We start from the raw sequence: 19681 nt of genomic DNA, 5'->3' as shown, positions 1-19681 counted from the left end.
CAAAAATGAGCAGCCTGCATGTAGATAAAGCGCTAAATAATAATGTAATTATTGCACAGCATCCTGAGCACGGCGAAGTTGTGGTGATCGGCAAGGGTATCGGCTTTAACCGGAAGCCGAGTGATGACATCCCACTGACCGCTGTGGAGAAGATGTTCATTTTGAAAAACCAGCAGGAACAGGAGCAGTATAAGCAGCTTCTTCCGCAGGTGGATGAAGCTTTAATCGAGATTATTAACGAAGTCATCACGTATATCGCAGAGCGTACGGATGTTCCGCTCAATGAACATATTCATATTGCTTTAACGGATCATATTTCTTTTGCGTTGAAGCGCAAAGAGCAGGGCATTGTCATTCAGAATCCATTTTTATATGAAACAAGGGAAATTTACCCGGACGAATATCGGATGGGCGAATATGCGGTTCGCTTAATTAAGGAAAGGTTAGGCGTGGATCTGGGGCAGGATGAGATTGGTTTTGTTGCGCTGCATATTTACAGCGCGATGACGAACCAGAATATATCCCAAGTGCGCGAGCATTCGCAATTAATTACGGACTTGGTAAATCTGGTTGCGGACCAGCTGGATTATTCTTTTGAAACGCAATCCTTGGACTACTCCCGTCTTTTAACTCATCTTCGGTTTGCCTTGGAGCGCATACGCCGGGGAGACAAGGTGGAAGAGCTTCATAAGCTGGATTCTCTGCTTAAATTGGAGTATCCCGAAATGTACTCGCTTGCATGGAAGCTGACCAAAGTGATGGAAAAACGGTTGAAATTACCCGTTTATCCGGCAGAGGTTGGTTATTTAACCATACATCTGCAGCGGCTGAACCAGCGGAAAGAAGAAGAGAATAAGTGAAATCATATCAGAAATTTTAGCGAAATCACGTTTTTTTCTGTAAAGGCTTGCAATGCATCTAAAGTGGTGCTACAATGGTGACCGTAATCAAGCAACTGAATAAACATAAGCGACGTGTTACTGACTCGATCAGGCATGAGTTAATTAGAGTGTGATTGTTCTACCTTTTTAAGGGTATGCTATACCCTGAGGTTGGCACAGTTCACTTTTATTAGTTCATGCCTTTTTTGTGTTCCCTTGCTTGCATCACGACATACAGACTCATTATGAAAGGAAGAATACGACGCGATGTTTAAAAAGCTTTTTGGTGTACTGCAAAGAGTAGGTAAAGCTCTCATGCTGCCTGTAGCGATCTTGCCAGCCGCAGGTTTGCTGCTCGGAATCGGTAACATGCTGGTAAATGAGGACTTCCTGCAATATGCAACTGCGCTCGATACCCCTTGGGTAAACTCGATTGCAACCATCATGATGAACGCAGGTCAGATCGTATTTGATAATCTGGCATTGCTGTTTGCGGTCGGTGTAGCCGTCGGGCTCGCTGGCGGTGAAGGTGTAGCAGGTCTTGCAGCGATCATCGGTTATCTGGTCATGAACGTGACTTTGGGTTCCGCAGTAGGTGTCACACCTGCCATGATTGGCAAGGTGCCGGGTTATGCAAGTGTCCTGGGTATTCCTACATTAAGCACAGGGGTGTTTGGAGGTATCATTATCGGTATCGCCGCAGCACTGTGTTATAATCGGTTCTTCAAAATTGAACTTCCGTCTTACCTTGGATTCTTCGCAGGTAAACGTTTTGTTCCGATTGTCACGTCAGTAGTCTCTCTTCTGTTAGGGCTGCTGCTTGTAGTCATCTGGCCGCCAATCCAGAACGGATTAAATACGGTTTCTCACTTCATGGTAGATACCAGCCCGACCTTGTCGGCCTTCATCTTCGGTGTCGTAGAGCGGTCACTGATTCCGTTCGGGCTGCATCACATTTTCTACTCCCCATTCTGGTTTGAGTTCGGTGAGTATGTGAACAAAGCCGGCGATGTGATTCGCGGAGACCAGAAGATTTTCTTCAGCCAGCTGCGTGATGGCGTTGCGTTGACTGCGGGAACGTTCCAAGTGGGTAAATTCCCGTTCATGATGTTCGGTTTGCCAGCAGCCGCACTTGCGATGTACCATGAAGCAAGACCTGAGCATAAAAAATATGTGGCAGGTATCATGGGTTCAGCTGCACTGACATCGTTCCTGACAGGGATCACTGAACCACTTGAGTTCTCATTCTTGTTCGTAGCACCAATCTTGTTTGCTGTACACTGTATCTTTGCAGGTTTGTCTTTCATGACTATGCAGCTGCTTGATGTTAAGATCGGGATGACCTTCTCCGGGGGCTTTATTGACTTCCTGATCTTTGGTATCATTCCAAACCGCACGCCATGGTGGGACGTTATTATCGTCGGTCTGATCCTTGCCGTGATCTATTACTTCGGTTTCCGATTAATTATCCGCAAGTTCAATCTCAAAACACCAGGACGTGAGGAAGCATCTGCGGAAACGGCATCCGGCGGTTCTTCAGGTTCCACGGACGATCTGCCTCACAATATCCTTGAAGCCTTTGGCGGCAAGGAGAACATTAAACATCTGGATGCATGTATCACTCGTTTGCGGATTGAAGTCAATGAGAAATCCAATGTGCAGAAAGATCGTTTGAAACAATTGGGTGCATCTGGTGTGCTTGAAGTGGGTAATAATGTTCAAGCCATCTTCGGAACACGTTCCGATACGATCAAATCCCAAATGCAGGATATCATTGCAGGGCGTACGCCTGCACCGACTCCGGCTGCTGATGTTAAACCGACTCCTGAAGAGGAGAAAGCAGAAGGAGAACAAGGTGAACGCATTGTGGCAGAGGATATCGTCATGCCAGTCAATGGTGAGCTGATGGATATTACGAACGTACCTGACCCAGTCTTCGCTGAAAAAATGACAGGTGACGGGTTCGCAATTCTGCCACATGACGGAACGATTACTTCCCCTGTGTATGGTAAAGTATTTAATGTATTTCCAAGCAAACATGCCGTAGGTATTATGTCAGACGGCGGCAAGGAAGTGCTTGTTCACATAGGAGTTAACACGGTGAAACTGAAAGGTCAAGGTTTCAACGTGCTGGTTCAGGAAGGTGACCTTGTATCTGCAGGCCAACCGATTATGGAAGTGGATCTGGAGTACGTGAAAGCAAACGCTCCGTCCATCATTTCTCCAGTGATTTTCACCAACCTGCCAGAAGGCTCCACCATCACGCTGAAGAAGAGCGGCGTGCTCAAAGTTGGCGATCAGCCGATCATTGAGATAAAATAAGAACTGTTCCAAGCGATGGCAAGCAAGTGTAAAAATATGCAATGCCTAAACCAAACTACTGAAAGCGAGATGATTGTAATGCAACAAACATTCAGAATTACAGACGAAGATGGTATCCACGCACGTCCAGCGACAGCTTTGGTGAATACAGCAAACAAGTTCAAAGGTGCTGAATCCTTCGCAGAAGCTAACGGTAAAAAAGTAACATTGAAATCGATTCTGGGCGTTCTTTCCCTCGGTCTGGAGCAAGGTGACACGATCAGCATTATTGTTGAAGGTGAAGGCGAAGCAGAAGCACTTCAAGCTTTGACTGACGTTATGGTTAACGAAGGGTTGGGCGAAATTAATGCTTAATGTTTCCGGGATCGCGGCTTCGGCGGGTATTGCTATCGCCAAGGCGTTTATCTTGGAGCATCCTGACTACTCTGTAGAAAAACGCCAAATCAACGACGTTGACGCAGAGATCGCCAAACTTGACTCAGCTCTGGGTAAATCCCGGGCTGAGCTTGAGGCGATCAAAGAGCGTACTTTACAAGAGCTTGGCGAGAAAAAAGCTGAAATTTTTGCCTCACACTTGCTCATTCTGGATGACCCGGAACTGATTGATCCGGTGAAATCAAAAATTGCCGATGAAATGGTGAATGCAGAGTTTGCTCTGAATGAAACAGCTTCCCAATTTATCTCCATGTTCGAAAACATGAAGAGTGCATACCTGCAGGAACGTGCAGCGGATATGCGTGACGTAACCAAGCGTGTGCTAAATCACTTGCTTGGCATCGACTTCATGAGCCCGGCTGAGATCAGTGAAGAAGTGATCGTGCTTGCGGAGGATTTAACACCTTCCGATACAGCTCAATTGAACCGTCAATATGTTAAAGGTTTTGCAACCAACATTGGTGGACGTACTTCTCACTCTGCCATCATGGCTCGTTCCCTTGAAATTCCGGCTGTTGTCGGAACCAAGGACATTCTGGCTCAAGCGAAACAGGGTGACCTGATTATCGTTGATGGCCTGGATGGGCATGTTCTGGTTAACCCTACAGACGACGTCGTTGCTGAATACCGTGCCAAACAGGAACAGTATGATGCACAGCGTGCGGAATGGAGAAAACTGCGTGACGAACCAACCGTAACGGTAGACCATGTTCATGTGGAACTGGCTGCAAACATTGGTACGCCGAACGATGTAACAGGGGTATTGGAGAATGGCGGCGAGGCTGTAGGCTTGTACCGTACCGAGTTCCTGTACATGGGCAGAGACAAGCTTCCTTCCGAAGACATTCAGTACAATGCTTATAAAGCCGTACTTGAAAAAATGGAAGGCAAACCGGTTGTTGTGCGTACGCTCGACATCGGTGGAGACAAAGAGCTTCCTTATCTCGATCTGCCAAAAGAAATGAATCCATTCCTCGGCTTCCGCGCAGTTCGTCTGTGTCTGGACCGTCTGGATATTTTCCGTACACAGCTGCGTGCTTTACTGCGTGCAAGTGTACATGGAAACTTGCGTGTCATGTTCCCTATGATCGCAACACTGGGTGAATTCCGTGAAGCCAAAGCTGTCCTGCTCGAAGAGAAGGAAAAGCTTGTCGCTGAAGGGATTGCTGTTTCCGACAGCATTCAGCTCGGGATCATGGTCGAAATTCCTTCAACTGCTGTAATGGCGGATCAATTCGCCAAAGAAGTGGACTTCTTCAGTATCGGTACTAACGATCTGATCCAGTACACGATGGCTGCTGACCGGATGAATGAGCGCGTATCTTATCTGTATCAGCCTTACAACCCAGCCATTTTGCGTTTGGTTAAAATGGTTATCGATGCAGCGCATCGTGAAGGTAAATGGGTTGGCATGTGCGGTGAGATGGCAGGAGACGAAACAGCAATTCCACTGCTGCTTGGTCTTGGACTGGATGAGTTCAGCATGAGCGCAACTTCCATTCTGCCAGCGCGCAGCCAGATCACCAAGCTGTCCCGTGCGGCCATGCAGGAACTCGCTGCCAAAGCTTTGGAAATGCAAACCGCTGAACAAGTGGTTGAACTGGTTCAAAGCATTCAAGCGTAATTTTGCCGGAGTTTCCTCCGGATTTAAGGTCTTCTTTTTCCGATAAAGGGCTGCTTCCATGCAGCAGTATTGCCGGTTTCCACGAGTAGTGGGGGCCGGCTTTTTTTGTTATGCTGCGCGTGAAACGATAGTTGGTGCTGCAGGTTAAAACGATAAAATCCCCTTGTAAGAAAGGAGATGGAAGCTCTCTTTCCTTACAAGGGGAGTACATGGAGTAAACCCACTAAAGGATTTTAATATCACGTTGGCTATTTTTTACACTTGAACGGAGTCAGAGTCATGGAAAAACTTATAGTGAATCTATCCACCCGGGTGGGCTTGGTATAATCTCTCGTTCAAGTTGTTTAGCTGCAGGCGCAGTTTAATACAGGTTTACGTGCTGCGGTCGTTTCATCCAGACGAGTAACTGGTGTACCATAAGGAGCGTTAAGCACCAATTCAGGTGTTTCTTCCGCTTCTTTGGCAATGCGGATCATCGTATCAATAAATCCGTCCAGCGTTTCCTTACTCTCGGTTTCAGTAGGCTCAATCATAATACACTCTTCCACATTAAGCGGGAAGTAGATTGTTGGCGGATGATAACCAAAATCGAGCAGACGCTTTGCCACATCCAGCGTGCGCACACCATACTGTTTCAGGCCGCGGCCTGACATAACAAATTCATGTTTGCATACACCCGGATACGGAATCTCGTAGTGAGGCGCCAGACGGGCCATCATATAGTTGGCATTCAGCACGGCGCATTCGGATACACGGCGCAAACCTTCCGGTCCATAGGTTCGAATGTAGGCATAGGCACGTACCAGAATGCCGAAGTTTCCATAGTAGGCTTTCACGCGGCCGATGGATTGATCTCCTTCGTAATCCAGAGCGTACACACCTTGTTCATTCTGAACAACCATCGGTTTAGGCAGGAACGGGATCAGACGGCTTTTCACGCCGACAGGCCCGGCGCCTGGTCCGCCACCGCCGTGAGGGGTGCTCATCGTTTTGTGCAGGTTTAGATGTACAACATCAAATCCCATATCTCCGGGACGCGTAATGCCCATTATGGCATTGGAGTTGGCTCCGTCATAATACAGCAGGCCGCCAGCTTCGTGCACGATGGATGCAATCTCTTGAATATCCTTCTCGAACAAACCGAGTGTGTTCGGATTCGTCAGCATCAGAGCCGCGGTATCCGAACTAACGGCTGCACGCAGCGCTTCCAGATCGACCAAACCGTCTGCACGCGAAGGAATTGTCACCGTTTCGAATCCGGCAACGGCTGCACTCGCCGGATTGGTACCATGCGAGGAGTCAGGTACGATTACTTTCGTACGCAGTTCCCCGCGACTTTCGTGATAAGCCCGGATCATCATCAGCCCGGTCCATTCTCCGTGAGCTCCGGCAGCAGGCTGCAGCGTTACGGCATCCATACCTGTTAGACCTGCAAGATCATTTTGTAAGGTATAGAGCAGTTCAAGCGCACCTTGAAGGCTGGATTCATGCTGATACGGATGTATTTTGGCAAAACCGCTGTATCGTGCTACATCTTCGTTAATCTTGGGATTGTATTTCATCGTACAGGAACCGAGCGGGTAAAATCCGTTATCTACCCCGAAGTTGCGGCGGGACAATGCAGTGTAGTGACGAATGACGTCAACTTCAAACACTTCGGGCAGGGCCGCCGCTTGGGAGCGAAGCATTTCCCGGGGAATCAGCGTATCAGCTTCCTGACGGGGAACATCACATTCAGGCAGGGAATAAGCCACGCGCCCAGGGCTGCTCAGCTCGAAAATCAATGTCTGCTCGGGAGCGTCAGATGGCGTTGACGGCACGGCTTGGGAACTGCCCGTGCTTTCAGGAGCTTGTGAGTCCATGCCATTCTGATGATTCACTGCCTGACTTGTTTTAGGCGTTTCAGATAAGCCGCCGTCAGCCGCTGCTTTTGTGGTCGTATTTTGAGTCACAGTGATCCCTCCAATGCACGTGCGAATTCGTCAATCTCTTCTTTGCTGCGTCTTTCAGTAACCGCGATGAGCATATGTCCCGCAAGCTCCGGGTACTCTCGGCCCAGTTCATATCCTCCGATGAAGCCGGCCTTCAGCAGTTTCAGCTGGAGGGCATCCAGATCCAACCCTTCAGGAAGCTGAATGACGAATTCGTTAAAAGTAGGAGCAGTAAAAGTCAGGTTCACGCCTGGAATGGCTTTAAGCGTATTCCGTGCATAGTGACTCTTCTGCAGATTAAGATCGGCGACATCAATCATGCCCTGTCTCCCCATGGTGGACATATAGACCGAAGCACTGAGCGCCAGCAGCGCCTGGTTCGAGCAGATGTTGGATGTCGCCTTTTCGCGGCGGATATGCTGCTCGCGGGCCTGCAGTGTCAGGACGAAGCCGCGTTTGCCGTTACGGTCAGTCGTCTGGCCGACGATCCGGCCGGGAATCCGGCGCATGTGAGCCTGAGACACGGCGAAGTATCCGCAAGTCGGTCCGCCGAGCGAAGCGGCGATCCCAAGGGGCTGCGCATCGCCTACAACGATGTCGGCACCCAGCTTGCCTGGAGCTTCCAGCAAACCAAGCGACAGCGGGTTGGCGCTGACCACGAGCAGGCCTTTGTGCGCATGCACAAGGTCGGCGGCCATTTTTACATTTTCCACAGCACCGAAGAAGTTGGGACTCTGAATCATCACTGCAGCGGTATCATCCGAGATGGCTGCCTGCAGAGCATCCCAGTCCGTCACACCGTCCTTATAATCAATCTCGACAATCTCCAAGCTCAAGCCATGCGCATAAGCCTGCAGTACCTGACGGGATTCGGGATGAACGGTGCGGGATACGATCAGCTGTTTGCGGCGTGTGGCTGCTGCAGCCAGATTGCCTGCTTCTGCAAATGCCGTTGCACCGTCGTACATGCTGGCATTCGCCACGGCCATGCCTGTCAGCTCACAGATATAGGATTGAAATTCAAAGATCGCCTGCAGCTCTCCTTGACTGATCTCGGGCTGATAAGGGGTATAGGCAGTGTAGAATTCTGATCGGGAAATGACATGGTTGATGACAGAAGGGATGTGATGGTCATAAATCCCTGCGCCAAGGAAACTGGCATGTGTCTCAAAGTTGGCATTGGAGCCAGCCTGCTTCGACATATGGCGTGTTAATGCGTATTCGTCCAGCTTGGAGGAGACAGGCAGCTCGCCCTGATAACGAATCTCTTGCGGGATATCCTTGAACAGATCTTCGAGCGTATCCACACCGATTGTGTCGAGCATCGCGCTCTGGTCCTGTTCAGTCATGGGAATGTAGCGGTGCTTGCTCATGCTTGTTCAGCTCCTTGGATGGGGGTCTTTGACGGACGCGGCCGTTTATGAAAAGGGGTTCTGACGACCTCGGCTTTGAGCTTCTTGCCGCGAATCTCGATTTCCAGTGGTGTACCGAGTACAGCATATTTGCTGTCAATCAAGGCGAGGCCGAGATTACGCTTCAATGTTGGTGACTGCGTGCCGGTTGTGACTTCGCCAATCTGTATCCCATCGGCATAGATCGGATAGTGCGGCCTCGGGATACCGCGTTCCAGCACCTCAATGCCAACCAGCTTGCGGGCAGGACCGTCCTTTTTCTGCTGTAACAAAGCTTCATGTCCGGTAAAAGGCCCGGTCTCAAGTTTCACAAACATGCCTAAACCAGCCTCGAGTGGAGAGATCGTTGGAGACAGCTCCTGACCATACAATGGCAGCTTGGCTTCAAAACGCAGCGTATCACGTGCGCCCAGACCGGCCGGGATTAATCCCGAATCAGCACCTGCTTCCATCAGCCCGTTCCAGATGACAGCAGCCTGTTCAGCTTTGACATACAGTTCAAACCCATCTTCACCGGTATATCCAGTGCGTGACAGCAGCAGTTTGACTCCGCATACCTCGGCATTTTGGATAAAGCGGAACGGTTCAATGGAGTTTGCATCTGTATTTGTGGCTGTAACCTTGCTTATAATCTCGGCGGACAGTGGACCTTGAAGTGCCAGCAGGGCCGTTTGCTCCGAATCATTAGTCATGTTCACACCAGGAACGATATGTTCCTGCAGCCATGCCCAATCCTTGTCGATATTGGAGGCATTAACAACCAGCATGTAGTGCTTCTCTGCGAGTTTATAGATAAGCAGGTCATCTACGACACCGCCATCCGGATAACACATCAAGGTATACTGTGCCTGACCTGGTACAATTGCAGTCACATCATTCGTCATCATGCTTTGTAAAAAGGCTTCTGCCTGTTCGCCGGTTACAGTGAATTCGCCCATATGGGACACATCAAACAGACCGGCACGCTCACGCACTGCCTCATGCTCTTTCTGAATGCCGCTGAACTGCACCGGCAGTTCCCAGCCTCCAAAATCAATGCAGCGTACACCTTCATACTGCGCATATAGGGGGAACAGTGGGGTTCTCAACAAATCGGACATCTAATCACCTCGTCATAGGCCGCATTCGGGCCGAGTATCGTGAAATGTACGTAAGTATTTGATCCATAGATTATGAAAAAAACGGCCAAGGCAGTCGATTCTTGCTTCCTGTGTTTCTTTTTTGGGGAAAAAGGAAAAGGACAGGCCAAAGAACCGGCATGCCTTATAGCACGCTGTATTCTTAGGCTCTGTCCCTTGTACCTGAGAGTTACCCCGCCGTGTATTCAGGCAGGTTTCCCCTTGGGTGATCATAACGTCCATACCGGACGATTAGATGCTCTCCAGAGTTGCGTCCTGTAAAAGTCCTTTTGCCTGAGAGATTCACCTCCGCTTGTCGGCAGGTTTACTCCTTCGGCGCCGCTTTGTGTACATCCCCGAAACGGGCGTACAGGCAGTCTCTCCCTTTACATTCATCCGCGGTTCGTACGTAGTTCTAATGGACTTCAGTTGCTCCTTTCATTAAAACGTGAATCTGATGGCGATGTCAAGAACAATATCATGCAATTTATTTCAAATACGAATATTTTATATTGAGAATAACTTAATGTTCGTTTATTTTAGAAGAGTGCGCTTACTATGTTAATATTCACCATTATATGTAGAAAGAGTGCTGCTTTGTTACAAGAGTTAAGGCAAGGATTTCAAATAAATTGTGAGCTATCTTGACATTTGAATCCGAAATATCTTACGCTGTTGTTTGGGGAAAAGGTGAAGGTCAAAGATCGCATGCACTCATTAATGAAAAGCGAGGCGGATATCGATGAGCGAATTAAGAAGTGATTTCCTTTACAGTGAAGAGCACGAATGGGTGCAGACCGTAGGGGAGGATACCGTACGTATCGGCATTACCGAGTTCGCGCAGCATCAGCTGGGTGATATTGTGTTTGTTGAACTGCCTGATCTTGAAGCGAATGTTAAAGCAGAAGACAGCATCGGTACCATTGAATCGGTAAAAACAGTGTCAGACCTGTTTTCGCCAGTCAGCGGTACAATTATTGCAGTCAATGAAGCACTGCAGGACTCGCCTGAACTGGTAAACAGCTCTCCTTATGAAGAAGGCTGGATGATTGAAATTCGTGTTGATGGCGATGTATCCGCTGCTTTATCTGGACTGCTGAATTCAGATGCATACCGTAAACACATCGAGTAGAAGATGAGTTTTTATTGAATTGGTTTGTTTGTACTTATTAACATATACGTCATCACATAATCATAGAAAGAGTTGTTCTCCAGACCTGCGTAAGCTGTTCAGCTTATGCAGGTTTTTTAGTGTTTTTTCGGGTGGATCGGGAGGGGAATCCAGCAGCAGCTGCTTAGATTCAGAATGAAATAACGGTAACAGAAGAAGCAATTATGTCTCTTTGTGAGCTGTATATGAACAAAAACATTAGCAGTTAAACCCTTACATATCAAAGGTTTAAACAGATATTCCAAAATAAAAACGATTACATAATCTAATGCTGTCATCATTGTTCATGACGAAAGTACGCTTTCATTTGATTGAACAGGAGAGGTTTCTCGCTTAGGATTACAGCAGGGATAAGTGATAGCCCTTTCATATGAATAACGACTTGATTCAAGGAGGATAAACCAATGAGCAATTTGGACCAAACGTCCAATTCCAAAGGTGGGTTACGTGTCGGCGTGCAGCGTTTTGGACGATTCCTGAGCGGCATGGTCATGCCTAATATGGGAGCGTTTATCGCTTGGGGATTAATTACTGCCATGTTTATTAAAACAGGATGGTTCCCAAATGAGACATTAGAGCAGCTTGTAGGCCCCATGATTAATTATTTGCTGCCGCTCTTGATCGGTTACACCGGAGGTACAATGGTGCATGGAACACGGGGCGGGGTCGTCGGGGCGATTATGACCATCGGTGTAATTGTGGGTAGTGACATTCCAATGTTTCTCGGGGCCATGATTGCGGGGCCATTCGGGGCATGGGTGATCAAGAAGTTCGACAAATCGGTTGAGGGCAGAATTAGAGCCGGCTTTGAAATGCTGGTCAACAATTTCTCGGCAGGAATCATCGGCGGTATCTTAGGCATCATCGCTTTGTTAGGTATCGGACCTGCCGTGGAGGCGATCAGTAAAGTATTGTCTGCAGGCGTACAAGGTTTGATGAATCTGGGCATGCTGCCGCTGGTCAATCTGATCATCGAACCGGGTAAAGTGCTGTTCCTGAATAATGCGATTAACCATGGAATTCTGACACCGATCGCTACGGATCAGGCCAGAGAATTAGGTCAGTCAGTGCTTTACATGCTGGAGTCTAATCCAGGACCGGGGCTGGGGATTTTGCTGGCATACTGCTTCTTCGGACGCGGCATGGCAAGGTCATCTGCACCTGGTGCGGTAGTGATTCATTTCTTCGGCGGGATTCACGAAATTTATTTTCCATACATCCTGATGAGGCCGATTCTGATTTTGGCTGCCATCGCTGGAGGTGTAGCGGGTACATTAACTTTTATGCTGACAGGAGCAGGCTTGGTATCGGCACCTTCGCCGGGAAGTATCATCGCTTATTTCCTTTTGACACCAAAAGGGGGGTACATCCCGATGCTCGCAGGGGTTATCGTGGCAGCCCTTGTTTCCTTCCTGATCGCATCGCTGCTGCTCAAAACGGGCAAACAGAAGGATGAAGATCTGGATGCGGCATCCAGCCGGATGAAAGACATGAAGAGTCAAGGAAATACAGCAAATGCGGCCATTACATCGGGTAACCGTGAAGCGGACACAGCAGCAGCTTCGACTGTAAAAACGGATGTGAGCAAGATTGTTTTCTCCTGTGACGCCGGAATGGGTTCAAGTGCGATGGGGGCTTCGATTCTTCGCAAAAAGATGAAAGCCGAAGGCATCGACGTTACCGTAATCAATACGGCGATCAGTGAAATTCCACAGGATGCAGATGTTGTTATTACACAAAAAACATTAACAGATCGAGCGCGTACAGTTGCGCCGAATGCAGAGCATATATCCATTGACAACTTCCTAAAAAGCCCGGAATACGATGCGCTTGTTGAACGTTTGAAGTAAGCAGGAAACAACCTGCAATCCAGCTTCAAACCGGGCCAGCCGTTTTCCAAGAGCCGGAGGCTGAGACATGAGTATTACCAAAAGACAACGTGAAATTGTGGAATTCCTGCTGGAACATCCCCATGAGGTCACAGCCGGCGAAATCGCCGTTGAAGTAAAAGTGAGCACCCGTACGGTTCATCGTGAGCTGTTAATGATTGAGCAGTGGCTTGAACCGCTCGGAATGCGATTGGAAAAAAAGTCGGGAACCGGAATCCGTATTGATTCCGGTTCAGATGACCTCAGTACACTGCGTCAGCAGCTGGAAGGTCATGAATATATAGAATTTACGCCGGAGGAGCGTAAGCTCTTCATGCTCTGCATCCTGCTGGATGAGGCCGAGCCGGTCAAGCTGCTGGCACTAGCTTCCGATCTGAAAGTGACCGTGTCCACGGTCACCAATGATCTGGATGATCTGGAGTCACGCATACAGCAGGCAGGGTTGAGGCTTGTTCGAAGGCGAGGGTACGGCGTCAAAATTACCGGAAGTGAAGCGATTTATCGCAGAGCCATTGCAGCACTTGCGATAGAAGTTCTGGATGAGTCGGACCTTTTTGGCAGACAGCCTGATCAAAGCAGCTCCATTGTTAACCAGAAGCTTCTCAGCATGATTGGTCACGGTGATGTGCTTACGATTGAGAATGCCTTATGGCAGCCGGATATTGAATGGCTCGAGAAGATACCTGAACGGCAGTATATGAAGCTGCTCATCCAGTTATCAGCAGCGGTCGTTCGCATTCGTAAAGGTTTTAGTATAGGACGCTCCTTGTCAGGACCAAGAATGAATGCAGCTGCTGGTCAATCGGCGGAGCAGGTTGAACCGCGAGTACCTGGTTTTATGGCTTCCCGTTTGTGCAGCGTATTATCCTCGCAGCTTGAAGTGTCGTTCTCCGAGGAGGAGCAGGCTTATTTTCATCAATTACTGGTGGACACGGAGCAGCTGCTTCATTCTTCGCGTCTGCTGCCGATTGATGATCTGATTTTGATGGACAGAGTGCATTCACTTATAGATCAGATGCAGGAAAGAACAGATTATGCCTTCCAAGAGGATCGCTTACTTCGAGAAGGATTAATTGCACATATGGTGCCTGTGATGGAAAGGCTTGAGGGACATCAGGTCATTCGTAATCCGCTGCTGCAGCAGATTCGCAAAGATTATGACCTTCTTTTCGAACAAGTCAAAAAGTCAGTGCTGCAGGCCTGGCCCGGAGCAGATGTTCCGGATGAAGAGATCGGTTTTCTCGTCATGCATTTTGGGGCATCGATCGAACGGCTGCGTGCTTTAAAGCAGGAAATCCGGGCGATTATCGTGTGCAGCAGCGGCATTGGTTCCTCGCGCATGCTGTCCAGCCGGCTGTCCAAAGAGTTTCCCGAAATCCGGATTATAGACAGCGTCTCTTGGTACGAAGCTGCTCGAATGCCAGCCGAAGAATACGATCTTGTTCTATCCACCGTCGATTTGCCAATGGAGGAAGAGCAGTATTATAAGGTCAGTCCGCTTCTGACTGCAGAAGAGAGTGAACGGCTCCGGCATTTTATTAAGACAAGAACATTACGGCGACAGCATCACAAAGCGCATGCTGGCAGGAGGAACGAGACAGCGGAGCGTTATTCGGACTCTGACGGCATGGAAGCGACACTGCTTGAAATCGTGCGTATTATTGGTCAATTTCAGGTGTATGCACTGGACAATGCTCATCTTGATTTTGCCCAAAGTGTGCTTGCCATGTGTACGTCTGCTCATCGATCGGGTGTATTGAAAGACCCAGGAGAGGTTGCCAAGCTGCTTGAGGTGCGTGAGGCGATGGGAAGTCAGAAGATCCCCGGTACTCGGCTGGCCCTGTTTCATACACGGAGTGAGAGCATCTACAGGCCATCCATCCATCTGTTCCAGCTGGAGGAACCGCTGCTTCGGACCATGGATGATCCGGAGGGAGTGAGCGAAGTACTGCTGATGCTTGGTCCAAAGGCATTGTCGAAGGAAAGTCTGGAGGTTCTCAGCGAGATTAGCGCACTGCTGCTGCAGGAAGAGATGGTTTCGCTGCTGGGCAGGGGAAACAGGGATGATATCATTCACTACCTGTCTCGGGAACTGGTTGGATTTTATCGCAGTAAAAATGAAATGGGAGGGCAATAAGATGAGTATGTTAACAACAGACAAAGTCATCATGAACGCGACGGCTCAGGATAAATACGAGGCAATTCGCATGGCAGGACAGATGTTGAAGGATGCTGGACATATTACGGCAGAGTATATTGACAAAATGCTGGAGCGTGAAGAGATTGTATCCACTTATGTTGGTAACGGACTCGCCATTCCTCACGGTACGAAAGAGTCCAAAGCTTTCATTCTCTCTACCGGAATATCGGTGATTCAGTTCCCGCAGGGGGTTGATTTTGGAGAGGAAAAAGCATATATGGTGATCGGTATCGCAGCTCAAGGCGGAGAACACATGGAGATCCTGACGAGTATTGCGGTGATCTGTGCCGAAGAAGAAAATATGGAAGCGCTGCGTCATGCAAAAACAGCATCAGAAGTCATTACGATTCTGGAAAGTGAAATGGAGTTATGAAGGCTCTACACTTTGGTGCAGGCAATATTGGACGTGGATTTATCGGCTTGATTTTGTCCCGTGCCGGATATGCGGTGACGTTCTCGGATGTGAATCAGGAACTGGTGAATGCTCTTCAGCAGCGTGGTGAGTATACTGTCGAGCTTGCTAACGAGAATAAGGATCAGGAGATGGTATCCGGAGTAAAGGCAATTGATGGACGTGAACTCCAGACCGTCGCTGAGACAGTGGTTGAAGCTGATCTGATTACAACCGCAGTGGGAGTAACTGTGCTGAAGCGCATTGCTCCAGGCATTGCCGAAGGTCTGGAGCAAAGAAGACGTGCAGGTCCTGTGCAAAAGCCGCTGCATATCATCGCTTGTGAAAATGCGATCGGTGGAAGCGCGCAGCTGAAAGATCATGTATATGCTTTGCTGGATGAGCAGGCACGGGCGTTTGCCGATCAATATGTTTATTTTCCGAATTCAGCCGTTGACCGGATTGTGCCGATTCAGAATCATGAGGACCCGCTGCATGTTCAAGTAGAGCCTTTTTATGAGTGGGTAGTGGATCGCTCCCAGATGGCGCCTGCTTTTAAACCTATAGATGGTATTATCTATGTGGAGGATCTGGAACCCTACATTGAGCGTAAACTGTTTACCGTAAATACGGGTCACTGCGCTGCGGCATACATCGGTTATGTGAACGGATATGATACGATACAAAAGGCCATTACCGATGAAAACGTGAAATCGGTTGTCTACGGGATACTGCAGGAAACAGGCCGCGTGCTGGTGAAACGATTTGGCTTCAACCCCGAAGAACATGAGCAGTATATTGTGAAAATATTGGGGCGGTTCGTTAATCCTTATCTGACCGATGAGGTAACTCGTGTAGGACGCTCGCCGATCCGCAAGCTGTCTCCGAACGACCGGCTTGTCCGCCCGGCACTTCTGGCGCATGCGGAAGGCATGGAGGTGACTTATCTGGCTAAGGCCATGGCGGCAGCGTGCAGATTCAATGCGGCTGATGATCATGAGGCTGTCGAGCTGCAGAGCATGATTCGGGAAAAAGGTGTCACGGCTGCGCTGCAGCACTACACCTCCCTGGATGAGGGACATCCGGTGTTGGTGGAAGCGGTAAAGCAGTACCATCAGATGTAATTCCAGCGTCACAGATTGTGATATTACAGATTATGGATCCGTAAGGGGATACAGGTTTAAAATGCGCAGCAGTCAGATCTTAATTATCTGTTTATATAGAATTATAGATATACGGATTTAATCATGGATCAATGAATATATGATGAAAAAGAGCGAATGATTGCGGCAGCTGTATTAAAACGAATGGCTTTCAACAGAGCGGTTTGTCACCACAGTTAGGTCTGTTCGCGAACGAAGCTGTCCAAACAACGCTGGCAGATGCATGATTTACGACGCTGTTCAGCTGGAATACGCTCAAACACACCTTCTGGGAATGAAGCATGATTGCACCAGCATTCCGAATGCGGCTTACCAGCGGCGTAGGCGCAGCCGTTGCGATCCCCGCAGAGTGGACAGACAAGTACATGGACTGGTTTACTTTGATGGCTGCCTTGTTGGTTATATACGCTCGTTTGCTCAGGCATGGTCTGTTCCCCTCCTTCATATGTTCAATCTGGACGACGATAATCAGATGTGTTCAGTATACCAGACATAAGCATCAAACCAATACTGTTATAGACGTATGCGCGAATGCAGCCAGGTTTTTAGATATACCACCGTATCAAGACTTCATCGTAAAAGCAGCTAATCATATGCTCGATCTCATCTTATAGAATCAGCCTAAATGATACATCCATTTAGGCTGATTCGTGTTATTTCATTCTTCCGGTGGCAGTTCAATCTGCAGACCTTCGACATGTTTGCGTCCCATCAGTTTTCGCTTTTTACGGTTTTCCTTACTTTCGAATACGATGTCCAGATCATATTGTTCTGGATACAGCATATCAGCGGAGATGTGCAGCCTCAGGCGTTTCTTGTGAATCTTGACTTTGCGCCCCCGAATCATAACCCCGATCTGACCTCGGTTGTCCTCTTCATCACTTACAATGCCGGCTTGATCCAGATAGGCTGCATAAACACGATCCCCTTTACGAAATGCCCGAACTGGGACTGGTGCCGTGTTCGCGTCGGAAGACGTATCTTCCGTAGGAGTGCTGTGTCCTTTAGAAGCATCGGTAACTCCCTCAGGCACAGCACATTCCTTTGGAGCTTTAAGCTTATTAGAATTATCCTGCTGTATACTGGCGGGGTTAGGATTGGTTATTTCGTCGTTATTCTGTGACTGTACCTCTTTCTGTTCGGTTTGCAGGCGATTTTTGCTCCAACGTTGATCTGCTGCAGCCTTCGAACGATCGATGATATGCTTGGGCATGCCGAGCTTCAGTGCGATGGAATAAGCGTAGCTCTCCCCGGCTTCCCCGATTCGAAGGCGATACAGGGGCTGCAGGGAGACGGTATCAAACTCCATACGTGCATTTTCAAAACCTGGTGTGGCTGCCGCAAAATGCTTGATTTCTCCGAAATGCGTTGTAGCTGCAACCGTGGCTCCGCGGCTGTGAAGTTCCTCCAGCATGGCGATCGAGAGCCCAACGCCTTCTCCAGGATCTGTGCCTGATGCCATCTCGTCAATCAGGACAAGCGTAGAAGAATTTGCCTGTTCCAGTATTGCAATCATATTCCGAATATGTGCGGAGAATGTGCTGAGAGCCTGTTCAAGACTTTGACCATCCCCAATATCCACGGCGATTTGCTCATACACAGCCATTTCACCGCCTTCGTCTACAGGAACCAGCAGTCCGGATTGCATCATTAGCGTGAGCAGCCCCAGTGTCTTGAGAGCAGCGGTTTTGCCGCCTGTGTTCGGACCCGTAATGATAAGTGATGAATAAGAGTATCCAATGGAAAAATCAAGTGGAACCATCGACGCCCCCATCAGGGGGTGTTTCGCTCGCCGCAGGTTAACCCTGCCGCTGCTGTTAACACGTACGGATCGCCCGTCTATGGCCGCTGCATACTTGGCTTTTGCAAATAGAAAATCCAATATGCCGACGGTTTCCGTATTAAGTGAAATCTCGCGGCTGTAAGATTCAGTCAGAGAAGTCAGGTCACCAAGGATTTTCATCTCTTCTCTCGATTCCTCAGCTTGCAATAGAGTCAGTTCCATCTGCAGACCTGCCAGCTCGGCGGGTTCAATATATACGGTTTGGCCGCTGCCCGATTCATCGAGTACACTGCCTTTGACATGTTTGCGGAATTCTTTTTTGATGGGCAGTACGGTCCTTCCATTACGCTGGCTGACGACCTGCTCCTGCATAATCGAACGGTGTCTGCTAATTAAAGCATCCAGTCTGCGCTTCATCCGTTCCTCATTCACACTTATTTTTTTACGGATTCGGACGAGTTCTTTGCTGGCTTGATCCTGTATGCGTCCGCTGTGGATACAGCGTTCGATCTCGCCTCGCAGGGTGTCGATGAGCATCATGGAAGATGAATATCGACTGACAACCGGAGCGATGCCGGATTTGCTCTCCATATACTTCATGAGCTGCGCACAACTGCGGATAAATTGGGCGAGATGACTGAAGTCACGTTCACTGAACAGATATCCGGTACCGAGCAGATCGATGATATTTTCCATGCCCTCCAGTGAAGGGATCGGCACACTTGCCCCAAAACGGACAAGAGCCGCCGCTTCTGCGGTTTCGTCCAATCGCATCTGAATCAGATGAGCATCGTTCATCGGTTTGAGTTCCCCTGCGTAACGTTTGCCCAGATAGGAAAGGGCATAGTCTGCAATGTTTTTTTGAATATGATGGAAGCCAAGAGTGGTTAAGGTTTGTTCGTTTGAACTCTTGATATCTGTCGCCATGTTATGGTTGTTGTTCACGTCTAAATCTCTCCTTCATGTAAAATGTTTTTTTGCTTTATTGAAAAATATTCCTCATTGAAAACACAAAAAGGGCGGAGAATGAACAAACGTCATTCTCCGCCCTGTACGTATGGGAAAGCAGAGTCCATATAGGGTCTATACCAAAAAAATCCGCGCTGAACACAGCGCGGAAATAGACCCGGACATAGGCAATCCCGGAGGCGATGTTTGATTCCGCTGTTCTTAACTAAGTACAGGGATCTGGCGCATCATGAAATACACATATGCCATATGGGCACAAGCGTCATGAAAGGCCATACTCCTGAATATGAAACTTGATTAGTTAAGAACGCTCACCGACATCAAAATCTCTCCTTCGACCTGAGGAATTATAGTAGTAATATAAACTGGAAATCACTTCAAGTCAATGGTTC

General features: G+C 48.6%; 14 protein-coding genes and 1 riboswitch. Of the genes, 9 read left to right on the top strand and 5 right to left on the bottom strand.

Annotated elements, in window-relative coordinates:
• The first annotated feature begins 5 nt into the window (after nucleotides 1–5).
• The 4 genes from MKY97_RS22230 (at nucleotide 6) to ptsP (ending at nucleotide 5262) form a co-directional block, all read left to right on the top strand.
• Nucleotides 6–860, top strand: a complete 855-nt coding sequence (locus MKY97_RS22230) for a PRD domain-containing protein (protein WP_342552440.1) — start codon at nucleotides 6–8, stop codon at nucleotides 858–860.
• Between the two features lie 288 nt (nucleotides 861–1148).
• A complete protein-coding gene (gene ptsG / locus MKY97_RS22225; RefSeq protein ID WP_342552439.1) occupies nucleotides 1149–3203 on the top strand; it encodes a glucose-specific PTS transporter subunit IIBC in 2055 nt (684 codons plus the stop codon).
• A 78-nt stretch (nucleotides 3204–3281) separates the two neighbouring features.
• Complete coding sequence (locus tag MKY97_RS22220) at nucleotides 3282–3557, top strand: HPr family phosphocarrier protein (protein WP_036617010.1); 276 nt, start codon at nucleotides 3282–3284, stop codon at nucleotides 3555–3557.
• A complete protein-coding gene (ptsP, locus tag MKY97_RS22215; RefSeq protein ID WP_342552438.1) occupies nucleotides 3550–5262 on the top strand; it encodes a phosphoenolpyruvate--protein phosphotransferase in 1713 nt (570 codons plus the stop codon). The genes MKY97_RS22220 and ptsP overlap by 8 nt, the downstream gene beginning before the upstream one ends.
• A gap of 344 nt (nucleotides 5263–5606) precedes the next feature.
• On the opposite strand, the gene gcvPB is transcribed toward ptsP, so the two are convergent.
• The 3 genes from gcvPB to gcvT all read right to left on the bottom strand — a co-directional run bounded on the left by gcvPB (nucleotide 5607) and on the right by gcvT (nucleotide 9705).
• Nucleotides 5607–7124 (bottom strand): aminomethyl-transferring glycine dehydrogenase subunit GcvPB, encoded by a 1518-nt coding sequence (gene gcvPB / locus MKY97_RS22210; RefSeq protein WP_342556425.1) that lies wholly within the window; start codon nucleotides 7122–7124, stop codon nucleotides 5607–5609.
• An 86-nt stretch (nucleotides 7125–7210) separates the two neighbouring features.
• Nucleotides 7211–8566: an aminomethyl-transferring glycine dehydrogenase subunit GcvPA gene (gcvPA, locus tag MKY97_RS22205; RefSeq protein ID WP_342552437.1), complete on the bottom strand. Its 1356-nt coding sequence runs from the start codon at nucleotides 8564–8566 to the stop codon at nucleotides 7211–7213.
• The gene (gene gcvT, locus MKY97_RS22200; RefSeq protein WP_342552436.1) at nucleotides 8563–9705 is read right to left on the bottom strand and encodes a glycine cleavage system aminomethyltransferase GcvT; all 1143 of its coding nucleotides are present in this window, start codon (nucleotides 9703–9705) and stop codon (nucleotides 8563–8565) included. Before gcvT ends, gcvPA begins: the two co-directional genes overlap by 4 nt.
• A gap of 290 nt (nucleotides 9706–9995) precedes the next feature.
• Nucleotides 9996–10119: riboswitch (glycine riboswitch) on the bottom strand.
• A gap of 346 nt (nucleotides 10120–10465) precedes the next feature.
• Between gcvT and gcvH the strand changes: the two genes are divergently transcribed.
• The 5 genes from gcvH (at nucleotide 10466) to MKY97_RS22175 (ending at nucleotide 16498) form a co-directional block, all read left to right on the top strand.
• Complete coding sequence (gene gcvH, locus MKY97_RS22195; protein WP_342552435.1) at nucleotides 10466–10855, top strand: glycine cleavage system protein GcvH; 390 nt, start codon at nucleotides 10466–10468, stop codon at nucleotides 10853–10855.
• Nucleotides 10856–11298: 443 nt separating this feature from the next.
• Nucleotides 11299–12744, top strand: a complete 1446-nt coding sequence (locus MKY97_RS22190; protein ID WP_342552434.1) for a PTS mannitol transporter subunit IICB — start codon at nucleotides 11299–11301, stop codon at nucleotides 12742–12744.
• A 67-nt stretch (nucleotides 12745–12811) separates the two neighbouring features.
• A complete protein-coding gene (locus MKY97_RS22185; protein WP_342552433.1) occupies nucleotides 12812–14920 on the top strand; it encodes a BglG family transcription antiterminator in 2109 nt (702 codons plus the stop codon).
• A 1-nt stretch (nucleotide 14921) separates the two neighbouring features.
• Nucleotides 14922–15356 carry a PTS sugar transporter subunit IIA gene (locus MKY97_RS22180; protein WP_342552432.1) on the top strand — a complete coding sequence of 145 codons (435 nt, stop codon included), beginning with the start codon at nucleotides 14922–14924 and terminating at the stop codon, nucleotides 15354–15356.
• Nucleotides 15353–16498, top strand: coding sequence for a mannitol-1-phosphate 5-dehydrogenase (locus tag MKY97_RS22175; RefSeq protein ID WP_342552431.1), 1146 nt, complete (start codon nucleotides 15353–15355; stop codon nucleotides 16496–16498). The genes MKY97_RS22180 and MKY97_RS22175 overlap by 4 nt, the downstream gene beginning before the upstream one ends.
• A gap of 215 nt (nucleotides 16499–16713) precedes the next feature.
• Here the strand turns inward: MKY97_RS22175 and MKY97_RS22170 are convergent, their stop codons facing one another.
• Together MKY97_RS22170 and MKY97_RS22165 are read right to left on the bottom strand one after the other, a co-directional pair.
• A complete protein-coding gene (locus tag MKY97_RS22170; protein WP_342552430.1) occupies nucleotides 16714–16962 on the bottom strand; it encodes a cysteine-rich CWC family protein in 249 nt (82 codons plus the stop codon).
• A 233-nt stretch (nucleotides 16963–17195) separates the two neighbouring features.
• Complete coding sequence (locus tag MKY97_RS22165; protein ID WP_342556424.1) at nucleotides 17196–19247, bottom strand: DNA mismatch repair protein MutS; 2052 nt, start codon at nucleotides 19245–19247, stop codon at nucleotides 17196–17198.
• Nucleotides 19248–19681: the final 434 nt, after the last annotated feature.

Source organism: Paenibacillus sp. FSL R7-0652 (genome assembly GCF_038595045.1).
Classification (GTDB): Bacteria; Bacillota; Bacilli; order Paenibacillales; family Paenibacillaceae; genus Paenibacillus.
The sequence above is the reverse complement of the archived record's forward strand: the minus strand, read 5'-3'. Positions and strand labels throughout refer to the sequence as shown.